The sequence below is a fragment of the Ruegeria sp. HKCCD6428 genome, from assembly GCF_013110595.1.
GTDB lineage: Bacteria > Pseudomonadota > Alphaproteobacteria > Rhodobacterales > Rhodobacteraceae > Ruegeria.
Window position 1 is genome coordinate 255339 of record NZ_WVQX01000001.1, and the last position, 17513, is coordinate 272851.

Here is a 17513-nt window from a genome sequence, read left to right on the forward strand (position 1 = left end):
AGCCAAATGGACATGCGATCACGGGTGAATGCCGCCCTGAAGCAAGCAATGAAAGACAAGGCAGCCGAGCGTCTGTCGACACTGCGGTTGATCAACGCGGCCATCAAGGACCGCGACATCGCCGCGCGCGCCTCGGACAATGAAGAAGTCAAAGGCTGTGGTGATGCAGAGGTGCTTGAAATTCTTGGAAAAATGACCAAGCAACGCAAGGAAAGTGCGCGCGCCTATGAAGAGGGTGGTCGCCTGGACCTAGCCGAGCGCGAGATGCAGGAAGTCGCCGTCATCGAAGAGTTTCTGCCCAAACAGTTGGATGATGATGAGGTGTCAAAGGCGATTCAGGCTGCAATCACTTCGACCGGTGCCGGTTCCATTCGCGACATGGGCAAGGTGATGGGCGAGTTGAAAACCCGTTATACCGGACAGATGGATTTCGGCAAGGTCGGGCCTATGGTCAAGGACCACCTCTGCGCCGCGTCAAACGGCGACTGCTGAGACATCAGGCTGAAACACCTACTGCGCGACAGGGTCGCGCAGTTTCCTGGCCAAATCGTCATAGAGCGTGATGCGCTCATCTTCCGACAAAAACGCCCCGATTTCTACTTCACGCCCGTCTCCGACGAGCGTGACATAGTGTGGAACCGGGCCGCCTCTTTCGTACATTTCAGGTCGTGCCCAATAGCGATTGCACGACCATTCCTGTTGGTCTTTGCCCGGAGTGTGATGCACCAGGCGGGCTTGTGAACCGGACAAGGTGAAAACCTCAAACGCACTGCGCGCGCGATAGTTCGCCTGAATCGCCAGCCAAAGCCCAAGCACCGTCAACAGCAGAAACGGTAACAGGCCCCACAACACGACCGACCCAAGCACGGCCAACAATGGGATCAAACCGAACAGAAATACGGACAGGATGGCAATCATCGCCCCACGTCGCGGCAGTGAGTTATGCGGCCAGAGGCGCAGTTCCTGTTCGGTCTCGGATGTCTGATTCCATTTGTACGGCATACCGGAAACATATCGCAGTGCCGCCTCATGTCGACGGATTTTGATCAGACCACGTGGCCCACACGCGCCCAGGACAAGGCGTCATCCAAACGGTCGTCGCCCCAGAACACCTCTTGCCTCACCACGAAGCTGGGGGCGCCGAAAACACCCAGTTTCACGGCGATGTCTGTTTCAGCTTCCAGCGCGGTGACGAAATCCGGGCTGCGCGCGCGGGCCAGTGTCAGGCGAGGATCCTGCTGGCACCGTAGCAAAGCTTCGGACAGGGCGCTTTCGCTGCCGGCCTCGACGCCATCCTCGAACCAGATGCGGTATAGGTTCTGGGTAAATGACTTGCCCCATCCGTCCATCATACCAAGCAGAGCGACCTGATTGGCCAGGGCAAGATCGGAAATCGGATAGGGTGCGGGCAGGCTGGCGTGGATGTGATACTTGGCACAGCGACGTTCGATATCACGCCACATATATGCGGATTTTTCGGGTTTTCCGGCGAACGGGATATTCTGCTGGGCTGACATGACCGTGCGCACATTAAAGGGCCGCCAGTTAACGGTGGCGTCATGTTCTGCGCACCAGTCGTCCAGCCGCATCACGGTAAGGAAGCTGTAAGTGCTGCCGATTGAATACCATAAGTCGATTTCCGGCATTGCCGATCCTCCGACTGTTCTGTGGGGGTATCATAGCGGATTTTGGTACACTTGGCGAACCGACAGAAGTGGAAAACGAAAACCCCGCCACTTGGGCGGGGTTTTTTTTGGGATCAGATAGGGATCAGTGCGCGTGGCCTTTGTCCCAGTCTTCCTGCTTGGGCAGCTGCTCGAACGTGTGTTCGGGCGGCGGCGTCGGCAGGGTCCATTCCAGCGTATCCGCGTATTCGTTCCACGGGTTCGGACGTGTCTCTTTCGCACCACGGAACAGGGCGTAGAACACGATCCCGAAGAACAGCAGGAACGAGGCGAACGAGATGAACGCGCCGATCGACGAAACGAAGTTCCACTGGGCGAATGCCTCGGGGTAGTCGATGTAGCGGCGCGGCATGCCCTGACGGCCCAGGAAGTGCTGCGGGAAGAAGGTCAGGTTGGCGCCGATGAAGAACAGCCAGAAGTGAACCTTGCCCCAGAACTCGGAGTACTGACGGCCCGTCATCTTGCTGAAGTAGAAGTACACCCCAGCAAAGATCGCAAAAACAGCACCCAGCGACATCACGTAGTGGAAGTGTGCCACAACATAGTAGGTGTCATGATAGGCACGGTCGACACCGGCCTGCGACAGAACCACACCGGTCACACCGCCGACGGTGAACAGGAACAGGAAGCCGAAGGCGAACAGCATCGGTGTCTTGAACTCGATCGAGCCACCCCACATGGTGGCGATCCACGAGAACACCTTGACCCCCGTCGGAACCGCGATGACCATCGTGGCCAGCATGAAATAGGCCTGCTGACGCAGCGACATGCCGACGGTGTACATGTGGTGCGCCCACACGACAAAGCCCAGCACGCCGATTGCGATGATCGCCCAGACCATCGGCAGATAGCCGAAGATCGGCTTGCGCGAGAAGGTGGCGATCACGTGGCTGATGATGCCGAAACCAGGCAGGATCACGATGTACACTTCCGGGTGGCCGAAGAACCACAGGATGTGCTGATACAGGATCGGGTCACCGCCACCGGCCGGATCAAAGAAGGTGAAGCCAAAGTTGCGGTCCATCAGCAGCATGGTGATCGCGCCTGCCAGAACCGGCAGCGACAGCAGAATCAGCCATGAGGTGACGAAGATCGACCAGCTGAACAGCGGTACCTTGAACAGGGTCATGCCTGGGGCACGCATGTTCAGGAAGGTGGTGATCATGTTGATCGCGCCGAGGATCGAGGAGGCGCCCGATACGTGCACGGCAAAAATCGCTAGGTCCATGGACATGCCGCCTTCGGTCGTCGACAGCGGCGGATACAGAACCCAGCCCACACCCGAGCCGAGCTGATCGTTCCCACCCGGGCTGAGCAGCGAGGCAACACCCAGCGAGGTGCCGGCGACATACAGCCAGAAGGACAGGTTGTTCATCCGCGGGAACGCCATGTCCGGCGCACCGATCTGCAACGGCATGAAATAGTTGCCAAATCCGCCGAACAGGGCAGGGATGACAACGAAGAACATCATCAGAACACCGTGATAGGTGATCATCACGTTCCACAAGTGTCCGTTGGGGGTACATGGGTCGGCCATGAAGCCTTCCAGGCACATGTACTGAACGCCCGGGTGCATCAGCTCGAGCCGCATGTAAACGGTCATCGCCACCGAGATCAGACCGGCAAGGGCCGAAACGACCAGGTACAGAATCCCGATGTCCTTGTGGTTGGTCGACATGAACCAGCGCTGGAAAAAGCTGCGCTGATCTTCATGGTCGTGACCGTGAATGGCTGCGTCTGCCATTATAGGTGCCTCCTGTTGCAACTGCACCGCGCAGTCGGACCTCTCCAACGCGCGGGATTCCTGCTGGTTTTAGAATGTGAAGAAGGCACCTTCAATGGCCGAGTTTGATCTGGATCAAGATTAATTGTCGCGGGCACGCGGGTGCCGCACGATTTTCCGGCTTTGAACGTGGGGTATCTGGGCATGGCGGATGAGAATTCAAGCCCGGACTGTCGATGCGGCATGGGCGTTGGCAGAGTTCCGCCTTGACCGTCGCCCGCGCGCGTCTCAGAACTGTGCCAACACCCGCAATCCAGAGGTTTGAGATGGCTGATTACGACCCCGACAATATCTTTGCCAAAATCCTGCGCGAAGAAATCCCGTGCATGCGCGTGTACGAGGATGATGAAACGCTGGCTTTCATGGATATCATGCCTCGCGTGGACGGGCATCTTTTGGTGATCCCCAAAACACCATGCCGCAACGTACTGGATGCCACGCCCGAGCAACTGACGGCGGTTATAAAAACGGTGCAGAAGATGGCCCGGGCGGTCAAGTCCGCATTCGACGCGGACGGGGTGACGATTCAGCAATTCAACGAGGCGGCAGGCGGGCAGGAAGTCTTCCACCTGCATTTCCACGTCCTGCCGCGCCACGAAGGGGTTTCCATGCGCCCGCCGGGCAAGATGGGGGATTTCGAGCTTATCGGTGAACACGCGAAAAAGATCAGCGCCGCTCTCGCCTGATCATTCGGCGCCATGGGGCCCCATGCATTCGCCATGATCCTGAAACGCGTGCAGCACGGCACAGACATGATCGTGCTGCCCGTCGCAGGCCGCTGAAATTCGGGTCAGTTCCGCTTCGAGGTTTTGCAGGCGGGCAATTCGGTCCCGGAGATCGGCCAGTTGTTTTTGGGCAATTTCGTGCGCCCGGTTAAGGTCGCTGCCAGACGCGCCCTCAAGGGACAGCAGGCCCACGACGTCAGCCAGTGGCAATCCCAGATCACGGCAATGGCGAATGAAGATCAGCCGTTTCAACGCGGCTGCGTCATAGCGGCGTTGATTGCCCGCGGTTCGCTCTGGCTTGGGGAACAGGCCTTTGTCTTCATAAAACCGGATTGTCGGAATTTTCACTCCGGTTCGGCGCGATAAGTCCCCGATCGAATACATTTTTCCGGTTTTGACCTCTTGAACCTCTAGTGGCTAGAGGAATTACATGCTCTGGGAAGCCGTAACAAGGGACATGAAACGATATGGCACACCAGCATTCCCACACCGGGCATGGTCACCAGCACAACCACATTGATCCAGACGCTGGCGATGCGCGCGTCGCCTGGGCGATTGCGGTGAACATGTTCCTGACATTGGCTCAGGTCATCGGGGGCATCATTTCGGGTTCTCTGGCGTTGATTGCCGATGCGCTGCACAATTTTTCGGATGCTGTTGCGCTGATCATTGCGTTTTTTGCCCGCAAGATTGCACGGCGTCCGGCCGATCCTCGGATGAGCTTTGGCTATGGCCGGGCCGAAGTCGTTGCGGCCTTGGTCAATTACACCACGTTGACCGTGTTGTCGGCCTACCTGTTCTACGAAGGCGTCATGCGGTTTTTTGAACCCGAGCCGATCAACGGATGGCTTGTGGTCTGGGTCGCCGCGCTGGCATTGGTGGTCGATCTCGTAACCGCCGCTCTGACCTATACCATGGCCAAGGACAGCATGAATATCCGGGCCGCATTCATCCACAATGTTGCGGACGCCTTGGGATCAATCGCCGTGATCGTAGCGGGCACCGCAGTGATCCTGTTCGGCTGGACATGGGTGGACCCGGCGGTGACGATCCTGATCTCGGTCTACATCATGTGGCATGTCAAAGAAGAGATAGGCGAGACGGTCCGCGTTCTGATGCTGGGCGCTCCGCCCGACCTGGAGCCAGAGCAGGTAGCCGCGGCGATCGAAGAAACGGATGGGGTGGCCGAAGTGCATCACGTGCATTTGTGGAGCATGCAGGAGCGGCAGCCCGCGCTGACGGCGCATCTGGTCATCGATGCGAACGCGTGGTCAGCTGCCGAAATGGTACGGGACAGTGTCAGGCACACGCTGCAAGTTCGTTTCGGGGTGGGGCATGCGACGCTCGAACTGGAACAGGCTGGCCGCGCCTGCGTCGGTTCGTCCCGATTTGGCCACCAGGAAGAATAGCGGTGCCTGAAAGAGAATTGCCGTTCCGATTTGGGGTCGGAACGGCAGACTCGTAACCAAACACTTCTCGGATTTCGAGGGCGAGCCCTGGATCACCGGTTAACATACCACTCACTCTTGATTGGCAGTTCCATATTACTCGTTAACGGGGCCTTTGTATCTACCTGAGTTAAAAAAATGCTTAAAGACTTCCATAAATCCACCGAATTCAGGGTTAATTGCCTTACGCATGGGAAACAGAGCCAGCCGGCCACAGGGATTGTTGTTTGCAACAGTGGCGCGCAGCGATTCGCTGCGCAGTGATCGACAGATGGATTCAGGGTGCCACTGGGCCAAAAACGTCTGCGAAAGTCTTTTTCAGTGCGGCATCAAGGTCTGCCATCGTTACCGGCAAGCCCAGGTCGACCAATGAGGTCACGCCGTATTCGCTTATCCCGCAAGGGACGATGCCGGAAAAATGCTCCAGATCCGGTTCGACATTCACTGAGATCCCGTGAAAACTGACCCATTTGCGCAGGCGCAGGCCAATGGCGGCGATCTTGTCTTCCGCCGGTTTGCCGGTCGCTGTCAACGGCTTGTCATCACGCCGAACCCAAACCCCCACGCGCCCATCACGGATCTCGCCTTGCACGTTGAATTCCGCCAGCGCCGAGATCACCCAGGTCTCCAGCTGTTTCACAAACTGACGCACGTCGCGACCACGTTTGTTCAAATCCAGCATGACATAGGCCACACGTTGACCGGGCCCGTGATAGGTGTATTCGCCGCCGCGTTTGCTTGCGTAAACCGGAAACCGATCGGGGTCGGTCAGATCCTCGATCCTGGCCGAAGTGCCGGCCGTATAAAGCGGCGGGTGTTCCAGCAGCCAGACACATTCTTCAGCTTCGCCATTTGCGATTGCGGCGACGCGCGCCTCCATAAAGGCAACGGCGTCGTCATAGCTGGTCAGACCATCGGTGATTTTCCATTCCATGCCGGTCTCATATCCGTCTGGATCGGTCAAGAAAAGGGGTCAGGCGGCCTCGGACAGGCAACGTTGCAGCACCTGTGCATAGGTTTCAGAACCCTGCGCGCCGGTCAGCAGGTATTTCCCGCCAAAAACCATGGATGGCACGCCTGAAATTCCCCGGCTGGTCCAGAACAGCTGTTTTTCACGCACCGGGGCTATGTGTTCTCCGCTTTCAAGCGCTTGTCGCGCCGTGTCCGCGTCCAGTCCGATGGATCGAACAACTTCCAGCAGAACATCCATATCGGAGACATCCCGCTGCGCTGTGAAATAGGCGTCGAACAGAGCCAGTTTCAAAGGATGCTGTCGGCCGACTGATTCCGCCCAATCCAGCAACTGATGCGCTGCGAATGTGTTCACCATTCTGCTGTCATCGTCGAAGTTAAAGGCAAAGCCGAGCTCGGCCCCGATCGAGGTAAGCTTGTCCCGTGCCTGCTGACTTTGCTCGGCGGTCGAGCCGTATTTGGCCATGATGTGTTCACGCAGGTTCTGGCCTTCGGGTGGCATGTCCGGGTTCAACTCGAACGGATGCCAGCAAAGCCGGGCAAGGACACCCTGTTGCTGCAACGCCATGTCAAGCTGTCGAAACCCGACAATGCACCAGGGGCACACAACATCCGAGACGATATCGATCTGAACGATCGGGAGGTTTTCGGGCGGGGGCATCGGCGGCTCCTGTCAGGTCAATGGCGTGTTGTCCAGTGGCAGAGATAAGCCCGTGGTGAAGGAATTTAAACCACTGCGTTTTTGCCTCTTCACATCGCGCGCACCAACGTCTATACGCCGCTTTACCAAGTCATTGGCAGTGCGGTCGTGGCGGAATTGGTAGACGCGCAGCGTTGAGGTCGCTGTGGGGTAACTCCCGTGGAAGTTCGAGTCTTCTCGACCGCACCATAATTTTCTGAAAAATATTTTAATTTCAGAAACTTAATGAGAAATCACATAATTAAGACCACCTTTTGGGCCACCTCATGCGTGCTGCTTTGGTGGAGGTTCAAATCCATCGTTATGACTGCCATCGATTAAATTGGGCAAAGATGCAGCTCTGCCGTGGGGCTCTGTCGGTGCTTTGGGATTGAAGTTTCTTTGGGACTCAAGTGATGTACCTCGGTTGAGGGTCTTTCGCAAGACTTTCACCTTGGTGCAAGCTACCGCTATCTTAGAGTTCCGTTTCCACCAAGTATGGCAGGGCGTTCGCTGCGGGAGCTCCAGCTTTCTCTATTCGATGAACAAAGAGGCGCTACAATTTGCAGCGCCTCTTACGTAAGCTTCAAGAAAGTTCGACAATATTACTCGTCTGAACCAGGATGAAAGATCATCTCAGTACTCCAAGAAGTGTTTCGTCGTTCTAACGGAACCTAGTTACGATTGGGTTAATTGTCTAGTGATAATCACCGGAAGTGGCGGAGCCAAAAGGTTAATTTAGTCTAGGTGGTTTTCTTCGACCTGCATGAAGGGGGGGATGACCTTGCTTCCTTCGTTCGCAAGCGTCCTCATATCTTGTAGCTGCTGGGTGAGCTCCTCACTTGGTGTATTTAAGTAAGTCCAGCAGCTAAAAACCGTTTCTCCGGGTTTAAGCAGTTGTTCTGCAATTGAAATTTGCTCTATGGCTTCGTCATGTGCGCCCAGCGCAATTTGTGCCAAGCCTAGACACTGTCTTGCATTAACAGATAGGTTTGAGTTGCGAGCTTCTGCTCGCTCGATAATGTTTTGCAAGAGTTCAATGGGCGGTTCTCCGTCAATAGCCCACGTCGCCATAGCGCGATTAAACAGGTTCTCAACCACGTATTCGGATGGGTCAGAGGTAGAGAACTTATCAATATACTCAATTGCTTGGTGGAATTGACCAGAGGCGATTAAGCACAAAATAGCGTAATTGCGGGCTTGTGTCCTCTGATCAGTCGGCATTCCGCTGAAGTTGGACAGCTCCAAAAGCCGTTGGGCGCAAAGTGGTGTCGCTTCGCGCCACAACATTAGATTCGAAACGACAGACAGCAATATGGCGAATTGCTCGTCCGGACGATCTAGGGCGACCGCTACAGCGGCCAACCATTCGTCAGAAAACTCTTTCAAAACTTGAATTGCAGGAATGAGTTCGAAGACAGTTGCCGTCTTTGACCGCAATACCGCTACCAAGTCAGCTAAAGAATCCCTAGTGCTATCGGAGGATGATAGGGATTTTACTCCTCGGATCAGGCGCGCCCTATCAATCTCGTGGCCACAATCAATGGCAATGCTGAGCGCTTCGATCTCTTCGGACTGATCGCCAAGAGCGTCGAAAGCTTGAGCTGCCAAAAATGCTACTTCCCCGTCATTCGGGTGAAGGAACAAGATATTGCGTGTTTGTTCGTGCAGTCGTTCGCGTTTCTCTACATTTCCTTGTTGCCTTGCAGTATCTAGTTCGGAAGGGACTAAGCTAAGAGTGTATAGAGCTCCTTCTCGATCTGCTAAATTCCTGCCAACGATCTTAAGCCGCAGTTCATCCAACTCCCGCGAAAGTTTGGAATTTGGTCGAGCAATCGAAAAAGGGCTCTTTGAGAGAATATCAAGGCTCTGATAGTGGTGAATTGTGGTTGAGAATTCTTGGCTTTTGTTCAGTTTTTCCGAAGCATCATGAAGTAGTTCCGCCAGTATTCCTTTCTCGTCGTCCAAGTCTGGAACGTTCGTGGGAGTAATGTGCAGGTCAATTTTTGAGTGCCTATCTTGATTTTCATCGCGAATGCTTTTCACAATTGGAGTTAGGCCTGTGATATTGGAATCATTTGGTAAAAACATAATACTCACGGCATCAGGTAGATGCCGCGTGCAAATTCCTCCAACATCAGTGTGTCCGGTCCTGCTATCAATGAGGACGTAGTCGAATCCATGTCCTTTGTATTGTGCCCACTGCTGCTTCATGTCTTCAAAGAAGAGATAGCCGTCTTGCTTTTCGTACAAGACGCTCCAGTCAATGGAATTTAGATCTTCTGTATAGCTGCCGTCAGAATGACGTCCTGCTGGCATCACCCAAATCGGGTTATTTTTGACATCACATTCAACGATAAACTCTTCACAGTTCGGAGCGATACCGGTGTTGCGATACGACGAAACGTAGTCCACCAACCCTTGCGAGTTCCGGGCATTCTGAAAGATATCAAAACTAGGTAGGCTGGGGGCTTCTAGATCAAAGTCAACCGCGAGCACTTTTCTACCAGATTCAGCGAGCATCGCGGCAATGTTGACCAGAGCCAATGTTCTGCCGACACCCCCTTTGTAGGAGTAGAATGTTACGACGTACATTATGCGGCCTCGAGTTGTCTACTGTGGTTTGGTCTTAGGGAAAAGCTGCGTGCTCTCTGGCGTGTTGCTTCAGAAATCTCTGTACGGAAGACCGAGGTCCAAGACTGAGCATTTTTGACAACCAAGTCTTCGATCAGGGCCCGAAGTTGGTTGTCAAAGGCTTGCCCCTGAATCACTATGCCAGTTTCCCAGCGTTTGATTGACGCCACGCCGATTCCAGTGTGCCTCGCAAATTGAGCTTGCGACATACCCAGTTGTTCGCGCAGTCCTAATATCTCCTTGGGTGTGAGCCTTCCCAGAAAATTACAGACTGCTTCGTGCTTTATTGTTTCGGCACCTTCTGCAAAGTATCCGTCATCACAAGAAGCGCATTCGACAACTGGTACGCGTACATTCAAGGTTGCCAGTCTATCCCCGGCTCTATAGTCAAATTCATGATCTACCATGGAAATCGTAGCGCCCGCTGCGCCGCAAATCTCACAAACCTGAGTGGGAATTGCAGGTCCATTAAGTGCATTATCCATATTAGTAGTTCCTTTTCTCACTTACGTGAAAGCTACGCCCTATCACCTTGCTCTCTGCGATCTCCAGCTTGATGTAGATGCTTTCATTGTGGTTTCCCGGAACAAGCATCACATACCCCGTTTTCCCAGGTGGCTTGTCCAACGTCATAACTTCGATATCGACGCCGTCATCTAGACATTGAGCAATGAACTCCCAAGCTCCCGCGTTGGTAAACGCGTCAATTGTGCCCGGTGCGCAAATGGTTTCCGGTGACCATCGGTTTGGCCTCTTTCTCGTCCAAGTTTCCGTCCGTGTCCGGGTCGAGCGGCATAGTTTGGCGAGCTGCTTGCGTATTTCGTCAGGCGCTGCCATTCCAAAATGCTCGTTCGCTGAGATGTTCTTTGGCATCATATGATACCGACCTTCTTGGATGTCAACTGCATTCTTTGCTCTGAGTTCTAACTATTCAGAAAACATCTCTAACAAGAAAAGGGAGCGTAATCACTTTATTTAAGGGCGAATTGGTATTCTTTTTCGCTCGGGAAAACATTGGGTTATCGGTCGTTGCTCATTTGCCTGTTTTGTAGTCAGTCCTATGCCTGAAATCAGGTCGTCATATGATTCCGTCACATCTTCTTCTGATAACTCACGCCCTTCTCCGGATAGAGAAAGCAATTCAACCAGCCTTATCTGGAGCTCGCGGACCAGCATCATATCGCTTTGCTCACCCTCGCGCACTTCTCCGTAGGCATTGGCGTCTAGTGGGTTTTGGTCGGGACGCCCATACAGTCCGATGCGTTCTCCCATTCTGTCGAACTGAGCTTCGGCTTGGGTCACCGTGTTGAGGTATGCCCGTTTTTCCTTTCGGTCTGTGGCGGAATGGTAGCCGGCCCACGCTTCCGCACGCACTTGCCTGAGTGAGGACACACTTTCCATAACGAAGTCACGCGGCTGCATGGATACGGCCTCTTTGCGAAGGTCTTCCAGCAGTCTCTGCTTCCACCTGTAGGCAGTGTCCACAGAAATGCAGAACGCGTCCGCGATGGCTTTGCCGGAATAGTTCTGCATCAACATCGGATGAAGCAATTGCCTGACGATTTCCCATTGTGCTCAGAGCGCATGCGCCTTTTGATCTTTGAGATTGCCTGTCATGATCCACTCGAGATGCCGCGCCTGTGCTGCCAAATGACTTCGACGGCGGTGAATGCCAGCGATAGATGGTTGGCGCGCGATGGCAATCCGAATGACGGTTTCAAGGCGGAGACACGCTGGAGGATCGCTGCGTGCGGGGCCGTGGCCGTCTGCGGGATCTGGAGTTGGCAGTCGCCGAACCGGCGGGCTCGTCCACTTGCAATGCATTTCCGGGGCCCGTAACAAAGCCGCAGGCAGGGATGCGCGCTATACATCTGCAAAGATGCGTTTTTTCCCGCTATCCTGAATTTGCGGGCCACGGGTACAGGTAGACGCGATGAGACTTGTCATATCCACGATGAAAGACGAAGGGCCGTTCATCCTGGAATGGATTGCATACTATCTTTCGATCGGCTTCACCCACTTTATCGTCAATTCGAACGATTGTTCCGATGGTACCGACGCGATCCTTCAGCGATGCCAGGAACTGGGGTTTCTGGCGCATATCGACAATCCCGGCCCGTGGGAATTTGGACCTCAGGCTTCAGCTTATGCAAACGCCATGGAACACCCCTGGTGCAAAGAAGCCGAATGGATATTGGTCTGCGACGTGGATGAATTTCTTGATATTCGCGTCGGCGACGGAACACTGGACGATTTGTTTCGTGCATTGCCGCATGCGGACGGATTTGCCGCAATCTGGCAGCTGTTCGGGCACAACGGAATCGTCGAGTTCGAAGACAGGTTCGTTGTCGAGCAATTCACCCGTGCGGGCGAGCTTGGCGCCGTCAGTCCTCACAACTTGCGGGCGTTCAAATCGCTGTTTCGCAACAACGGATCGTATCGCACAATCAGCACGCATCGACCGCGCGGCCCGATACCCAACAAGGCGGATCGATTTGCTTGGGTCGACGGGGACGGTGATCCGTTGCCGCCGGCCATGCGAAGACGAGGGTGGGCGTATTCATCAACGGGCGCCGGGTTTGGGCGCAGGCTTTTTCGGATGAACCACTATGCGGTGAGGTCCGTGGAAAGCTATCTGATGAAGCGGTTGCGTGGGGATGTGAAGACCTCGAGTTTTCATCCGAAGATGGAGGCAACAGGTCAGGCCTACTGGAAGCTGCATTGCTATAACGACATCGAAGAAACTTCGATCCTGTCCAAAGTTGCGCGACTTCGGGAGGTTTATGAAAAGCTGCGGTCCGATACTGTTCTGGGGCAATTGCATCATCAGGCAGTTGCATTTCAAAAGGAACGCATCGCAAGCCTCAGAAAAACCGAGGTGGCGCAGGATTTTATCGCTAAGTTCAGCCGTTTTCGCAGCGGGCGCTATGTCAAGGCGCTGGACCTCGGCGTGATGGAAGATGGCGATCTGTCTTTCAACGCTGAAATGTACAAGGACCCGGACATCACATTTGCCCAGGTCGCGAAATGGACGCGGCTCGGCAAGATGTCCAAGCCCGAGAACTCCAAGCCATACAATTTTCCTTGGTTCGTTCGGCTCGATGCCCTCGAAACCTCGTTTGATTACGAAGAGGCCGCTGCGCAGCATGCGCAAATTACGGATGCCAAACAGGTTTCGGTGCCGTTCGATCCCAAGGATCCTGTCTACCTGCCTTCTGCCCCTCCGGAAGTTGAAAGAACAAAAGACCAGCGGCAGAGTTTTCTTCGATCAATCAGTGGCAAGAAGAATTGGGTGCTGATCGGACATGTTGAGACTGAAATCATCGAAGAAATACTTGATCTGGACGCTGTCGAGAAATTGACGGTCATAGGACCGTGGGGGCTGTCTTGGGACGGTTTTACATGTCCGGATGCAACTCAGGATCCCGAGCTACAGGCGTTGGATCGCACGTTTTATGCATTGCTGGAATATTTCCGCGACCCCATTCTTGCCGGGCGATTGCATATCTACCGGGCGCTGCCCCCCTTGATGCTGAAGCTGTTTGAAGACGAAAGCGTCGGCGTCGTCATCATCCGCGGGGTGCGGGCAGAGCAGGTGATGACCCAGCTGTTGCGCCGTATCGACCGGGTTCTTGCCCCCGGGGGTAGTATCGCGTTCACATCCTATCGCCGTCACGGAGGCGGGTCGTATACGGGTATGAATGCGGCGATAAACAGTTTCCTCGGGCGTAATGCTGCACGTTACCGGATAACCAGCTTGCAGCCACCGTGGCTTGGCATCGACAAGTTGCCACCGCTTGGCAAAAAGGACACATAGCTTCTGGTTCTTGAGGCTGTGGCGTGGTAGCCATGGCGCAATGAACAAAACGGGTTTTGAGTGAATGTGATACCCGTCTGCAAGTGAGGTCGAGATGTCGAACGAACCCAAGGTTATCGGTGTTGCGCCCGGCGGCCAGAAGAAACCGAAGGCTGACAAAGCGACCAAACGCAAAAACAGCAAAGAAGCAATCCGCCGAACATTCCTTTCGCGTTTGCCAAAGGGGGGCTTGGCTGTTGAAATCGGTGTCTGGCAGGGTGAGTTCTCTCCGACCATTCTGAAACTGATCGAGCCCAGTCAGCTTTTTCTGGTCGACCCATGGAAACATATTGGTGAGGAATCACACACAACCGCGTTTGTGGGCCGGACCGAAGATGAAAAGATGGAGGCCATCTTCCAGAAGGTCGTAAAGACTTTCGAGGCCGAGATCGAAGAGGGCAAGGTCGGTATTATCCGCGATTTTTCGGTGCCTGCGTTGGAGCTTTTTGATGATGAAAGCATCTCGTTCGCCTATGTCGACGGAGACCATTCGTATGAAGGCGTGACCGCTGATCTGGCCGCTTTGTTTCCCAAGATCAAACCCGGAGGGATCATGGCATTCGACGACTACCACCGCCGCGGCTGGTGGGGCGACGGCGTGATCCGTGCGGTCAACGAGTTTCTGGGCCAGCACCCCCGAGAGCTGCGCATCCGCGCGATTGCCGGCGCGCAGATCGCCATCGAAAAGATTGTCCCGCAAGATGACAGCAAAGGTCAGAACGACTAGGCGGCGGGGATAAGTGGCAGCGATGGAAAAGCCTGAAAAGATCCTCATCACTGCGATGAAGAACGAGGGCCCCTATATTCTGGAATGGGTGGCCCATCACAAGGTGCTGGGGTTTGACCGGATCATTGTCTACACCAATGACTGTACAGACGGCACCAACCAGATTCTGAGACGGTTGCAGGACTTGGGCCATGTGGAGTTTCACAGGAACCGGGTTGGAACCGGAGGGATTCATCGGTCTGCGCTGCGACAGGCACGGCGCTTGCCGGTGGTGAAAGACGCAAAGTGGATATATGTCGGCGACGCGGATGAATTCCTGAATATTCACGTTGGAAATCACAGGGTTGATGATCTGATCGAGGCAACGCCCGGCGTTGACGTCATTTCCATCCCCTGGAAGATTTTCTCGAACAGTGGTCGGCATGTTATGCGCGATACGCTGGTGACGCGGCAGTTCTTCGATTGTGAACTGGATTTCGAACAAGGCGGGGCAGGGCGCCGGTTTGTCAAATCCCTGTTCAGGCAGGGCGATTTCTATCTTCGTTTCGGGTTGCACAACCCGCACCCCCGTCCCGAACTTCAGGCCGGCGTGTTCCGGTCCGTGCCCGGAGGGCACGCCACGGAACCTGCGCCCTTCGGCAACCATGTCTCGCCTCCGTTTGGTTTTGAAGTCGCACAGATCAACCACTATGCCGTCAGATCCACGCAGGCCTATCTGGCCAAGCGCAGCCGAGGTCGGGCAAATCATTCCTCGCAGACACTTGGAACCGAATATTGGGACCGCTGGAACCGTGGCGGTGCCAAGGATGAAACAATCCTGCGGTACAAGGATGAAGTGGATGCGGCGCTGGAAGAGTTTCGCGCCGACGACAGGCTTCGACGGCTACATAGAAGAGCGTTCCGCTGGCACAAGGCCCTGATCAACGATCTGCTGAAACTGCCAGAGTATGATGAGCTGTACCAGAAACTTCTTGAAAAACCGGCTGTGGATTTTGTCGCAAAGGACCGTGGCGTAAGGGAACGCATGTCGTCCAGCGCGCCGTCTTCGACTGACGAAAACCGGACAGAGTCCTGACAAAACAGCCCCTGGAGAAATAGACGAATGGTTGCGGATCACTCTCTTCCGACGATTGGGATGCTGTGGATGGAAGGCAGCCTGAGCTTTCTGGAGCAGATGTGCATGCTGTCATTCGTCGAATGCGGGCACAGGGTTGTTTTGTTCCACTATGGGCAAGTCGACAACGTTCCGGATGGTATCGAACTGGTGTCGGCAAACGAAATCCACGAACCCAGGCAGTTCATCGTGAACAACCAGTTCAAGACGCCGGTGCCCCAATCCGATATCTTCAGATTGCACCTGATGAAGAAAACGGATTTTCTGTGGTGCGACACGGATGTTTTGGCGCTTGCCCCGATACCAAGGGCCGATCATGTTTTTGGGTATTTCAACCGCGATACCATCTGCAATGCTGTTATGCGGCTGCCCTTCGACAGCCCCACGTTGAACGCGTATTCCGAATACTGCCAGGATCCCTATCCGATCCGCCCTTGGGTTGAAGGGGAGGAACGGAAAGAACTGGAACGCCTTAAACAGGCTGGAGAGTTGCCTCATGCGTCAGATCAGGAACACAGTGTCTACGGCCCCGGCGTCATGACATGGTTTCTGCGCCATTTCGACGAGTTGAAGCATGCCAGCCCCATACCGGTCTTTTATCCTTTGCCGTTCAGACGGGCAGGGCAGGCCAATGACATTCACGTCCGAGAGTTCAGGGACGCGTATATCAAAGAGGAAACGCTTGCCGTGCATCTGTGGGGGCGTCGGATGCGGTGGTGGATTGCAAACGGGATCAAACGGCATTCGTTTCTGGATCGACGTTTGCGGAACCTGGGGGTGAGACCGGGCGACGCGCCTTTGCCGCGCCACGGCCGAGGGGGCCTCAAACCGGTGGAGTTTCCGGCAAACCTGCCCACCTTGCGCGCTACGAACGAAGAAATCCACGACGCCACCGGCGGCGTTGTTTCCGTTGCTCTGCTCTCTGACAGGGAAGACTATCTCAAGGCGGCACAGGCTGATCTCGACGCAATTGCAGCTGACAATCTGTACGGTGCCAACACCCCGCCACGCGTCGGTTTTTCGCGCGGTTGGGAACACTATGGCAGTGACCCTGCGCGGCTGAATGCGCTTGGTATGTCTTTGTACAACTATGCGGATAGCCATCGGTCTCTACCCGATCTGCGCGCGCCAAAGACATTCGCCGAAAAACTGGTGGTCATGAAGCTGTTTGGCGAAGTTCCTGATGCGTTGATCTCTGACCGGTCCAAATACGTGGGCAGCGCCTCGGAATTGCTTGCCTGCCCACAGCGCATGTGGGAGGCGCACATTCCGGCATTGCCCGAGACACTCGACCTCGGGCCCGGCCAGTATTGGTTGAAAGGAACGATGAGCCATGGTCACAAGCTGGCCCTGTCGTTCCCGCTGGATCGTACGCAGCGCGACGATGCCAACCAGAAACTGGCCGCGTGGCACAAGACAAAAACGCCCGAAGGGTTCTGGACAGGCGAATGGTGGCGCGCCACGCAAAAGCCCCTCTATTACATCGAAGAAGACTTGTCCGCCGGGGATCGACAGGCCGGCACCTGGAAATTCTGGGTAATCGCCGGACGCGTGCAGCTGGTGCAGGTTGACCGTGACCGGGGGCGAGGGCGCATCCAGATGCTCCATGATCGCGACTACGATTACCTTGCAGATGAGCTGTATTCACCAACCAGCAGCACTGTTGAACCCCGGCCCGAACGTTTTGAAGACATGATCCGGATCGCTGAAACCTTGGGGCAAGACCTTGAATGCGCAAGCGTAGAGCTTTTCCCGGTTGGTGACAGGATTTGCTTGGGTGACATCATGTTGGCGCCGGTGTCGGGCAAGCACAAGATGCGGTCGGATGCGCTGGATCAGCGTCTGGGTGCTGCGTGGACCGGAACTCGGCTGTTTCCCGGCTGAGGCTGG

The 17513-nt window shown here is 55.1% G+C and carries 16 protein-coding genes and 1 tRNA gene; 8 read left to right on the forward strand and 9 right to left on the reverse strand.

Annotated features, from left to right (window positions below; all coding sequences use genetic code 11):
* Positions 1–6 precede the first annotated feature (6 nt).
* Entirely contained in the window at positions 7–492 is a 486-nt protein-coding gene (locus GS620_RS01240; RefSeq protein ID WP_152457635.1) for a GatB/YqeY domain-containing protein, read from the forward strand.
* Between the two features lie 18 nt (positions 493–510).
* Here GS620_RS01240 and GS620_RS01245 read toward each other — a convergent pair whose 3' ends face one another.
* The 3 genes from GS620_RS01245 to ctaD all read right to left on the reverse strand — a co-directional run bounded on the left by GS620_RS01245 (position 511) and on the right by ctaD (position 3429).
* Positions 511–1002, reverse strand: coding sequence for a DUF2244 domain-containing protein (locus GS620_RS01245; RefSeq protein ID WP_171119599.1), 492 nt, complete (start codon positions 1000–1002; stop codon positions 511–513).
* 44 nt (positions 1003–1046) lie between these two features.
* Complete coding sequence (locus GS620_RS01250; protein ID WP_171613679.1) at positions 1047–1646, reverse strand: 2-hydroxychromene-2-carboxylate isomerase; 600 nt, start codon at positions 1644–1646, stop codon at positions 1047–1049.
* 124 nt (positions 1647–1770) lie between these two features.
* On the reverse strand, positions 1771–3429 hold the full coding sequence (gene ctaD / locus GS620_RS01255) for a cytochrome c oxidase subunit I (protein WP_170346621.1): 1659 nt from the start codon (positions 3427–3429) through the stop codon (positions 1771–1773).
* Between the two features lie 305 nt (positions 3430–3734).
* Here ctaD and GS620_RS01260 point away from each other — a divergent pair, with 305 nt between their 5' ends.
* A complete protein-coding gene (locus tag GS620_RS01260; protein WP_171170655.1) occupies positions 3735–4154 on the forward strand; it encodes an HIT family protein in 420 nt (139 codons plus the stop codon).
* Here the strand turns inward: GS620_RS01260 and GS620_RS01265 are convergent, their stop codons facing one another.
* Positions 4155–4577, reverse strand: coding sequence for a helix-turn-helix domain-containing protein (locus GS620_RS01265; RefSeq protein ID WP_171613681.1), 423 nt, complete (start codon positions 4575–4577; stop codon positions 4155–4157).
* A gap of 83 nt (positions 4578–4660) precedes the next feature.
* Here GS620_RS01265 and GS620_RS01270 point away from each other — a divergent pair, with 83 nt between their 5' ends.
* Complete coding sequence (locus GS620_RS01270) at positions 4661–5602, forward strand: cation diffusion facilitator family transporter (protein ID WP_171613683.1); 942 nt, start codon at positions 4661–4663, stop codon at positions 5600–5602.
* 316 nt (positions 5603–5918) lie between these two features.
* Here the strand turns inward: GS620_RS01270 and lipB are convergent, their stop codons facing one another.
* Positions 5919–6575: a lipoyl(octanoyl) transferase LipB gene (gene lipB / locus GS620_RS01275; protein ID WP_152457642.1), complete on the reverse strand. Its 657-nt coding sequence runs from the start codon at positions 6573–6575 to the stop codon at positions 5919–5921.
* Positions 6576–6614: 39 nt separating this feature from the next.
* A complete protein-coding gene (locus tag GS620_RS01280; protein ID WP_171170660.1) occupies positions 6615–7274 on the reverse strand; it encodes a DsbA family oxidoreductase in 660 nt (219 codons plus the stop codon).
* Positions 7275–7415: 141 nt separating this feature from the next.
* Between GS620_RS01280 and GS620_RS01285 the strand changes: the two genes are divergently transcribed.
* A tRNA-Leu gene (locus tag GS620_RS01285) sits at positions 7416–7502 on the forward strand.
* Positions 7503–8030: 528 nt separating this feature from the next.
* Here the strand turns inward: GS620_RS01285 and GS620_RS01290 are convergent.
* The 3 genes from GS620_RS01290 to GS620_RS01300 form a co-directional block, all read right to left on the reverse strand.
* Positions 8031–9887, reverse strand: a complete 1857-nt coding sequence (locus GS620_RS01290; protein ID WP_171613685.1) for a KGGVGR-motif variant AAA ATPase — start codon at positions 9885–9887, stop codon at positions 8031–8033.
* Positions 9887–10411 carry a type II TA system antitoxin MqsA family protein gene (locus tag GS620_RS01295; protein WP_171613687.1) on the reverse strand — a complete coding sequence of 175 codons (525 nt, stop codon included), beginning with the start codon at positions 10409–10411 and terminating at the stop codon, positions 9887–9889. Before GS620_RS01295 ends, GS620_RS01290 begins: the two co-directional genes overlap by 1 nt.
* Positions 10412–10901: 490 nt before the next feature.
* On the reverse strand, positions 10902–11459 hold the full coding sequence (locus GS620_RS01300) for a hypothetical protein (RefSeq protein ID WP_171613688.1): 558 nt from the start codon (positions 11457–11459) through the stop codon (positions 10902–10904).
* A 400-nt stretch (positions 11460–11859) separates the two neighbouring features.
* Between GS620_RS01300 and GS620_RS01305 the strand changes: the two genes are divergently transcribed.
* The 4 genes from GS620_RS01305 (at position 11860) to GS620_RS01320 (ending at position 17507) form a co-directional block, all read left to right on the forward strand.
* A complete protein-coding gene (locus tag GS620_RS01305) occupies positions 11860–13743 on the forward strand; it encodes a glycosyltransferase family 2 protein (protein WP_171613690.1) in 1884 nt (627 codons plus the stop codon).
* A 94-nt stretch (positions 13744–13837) separates the two neighbouring features.
* Positions 13838–14509 (forward strand): class I SAM-dependent methyltransferase, encoded by a 672-nt coding sequence (locus GS620_RS01310; RefSeq protein ID WP_171613692.1) that lies wholly within the window; start codon positions 13838–13840, stop codon positions 14507–14509.
* Between the two features lie 22 nt (positions 14510–14531).
* Positions 14532–15584 (forward strand): glycosyltransferase family 2 protein, encoded by a 1053-nt coding sequence (locus GS620_RS01315; RefSeq protein ID WP_171613694.1) that lies wholly within the window; start codon positions 14532–14534, stop codon positions 15582–15584.
* Positions 15585–15611: 27 nt separating this feature from the next.
* Positions 15612–17507, forward strand: a complete 1896-nt coding sequence (locus GS620_RS01320; RefSeq protein ID WP_171613696.1) for an ATP-grasp fold amidoligase family protein — start codon at positions 15612–15614, stop codon at positions 17505–17507.
* Positions 17508–17513: the final 6 nt, after the last annotated feature.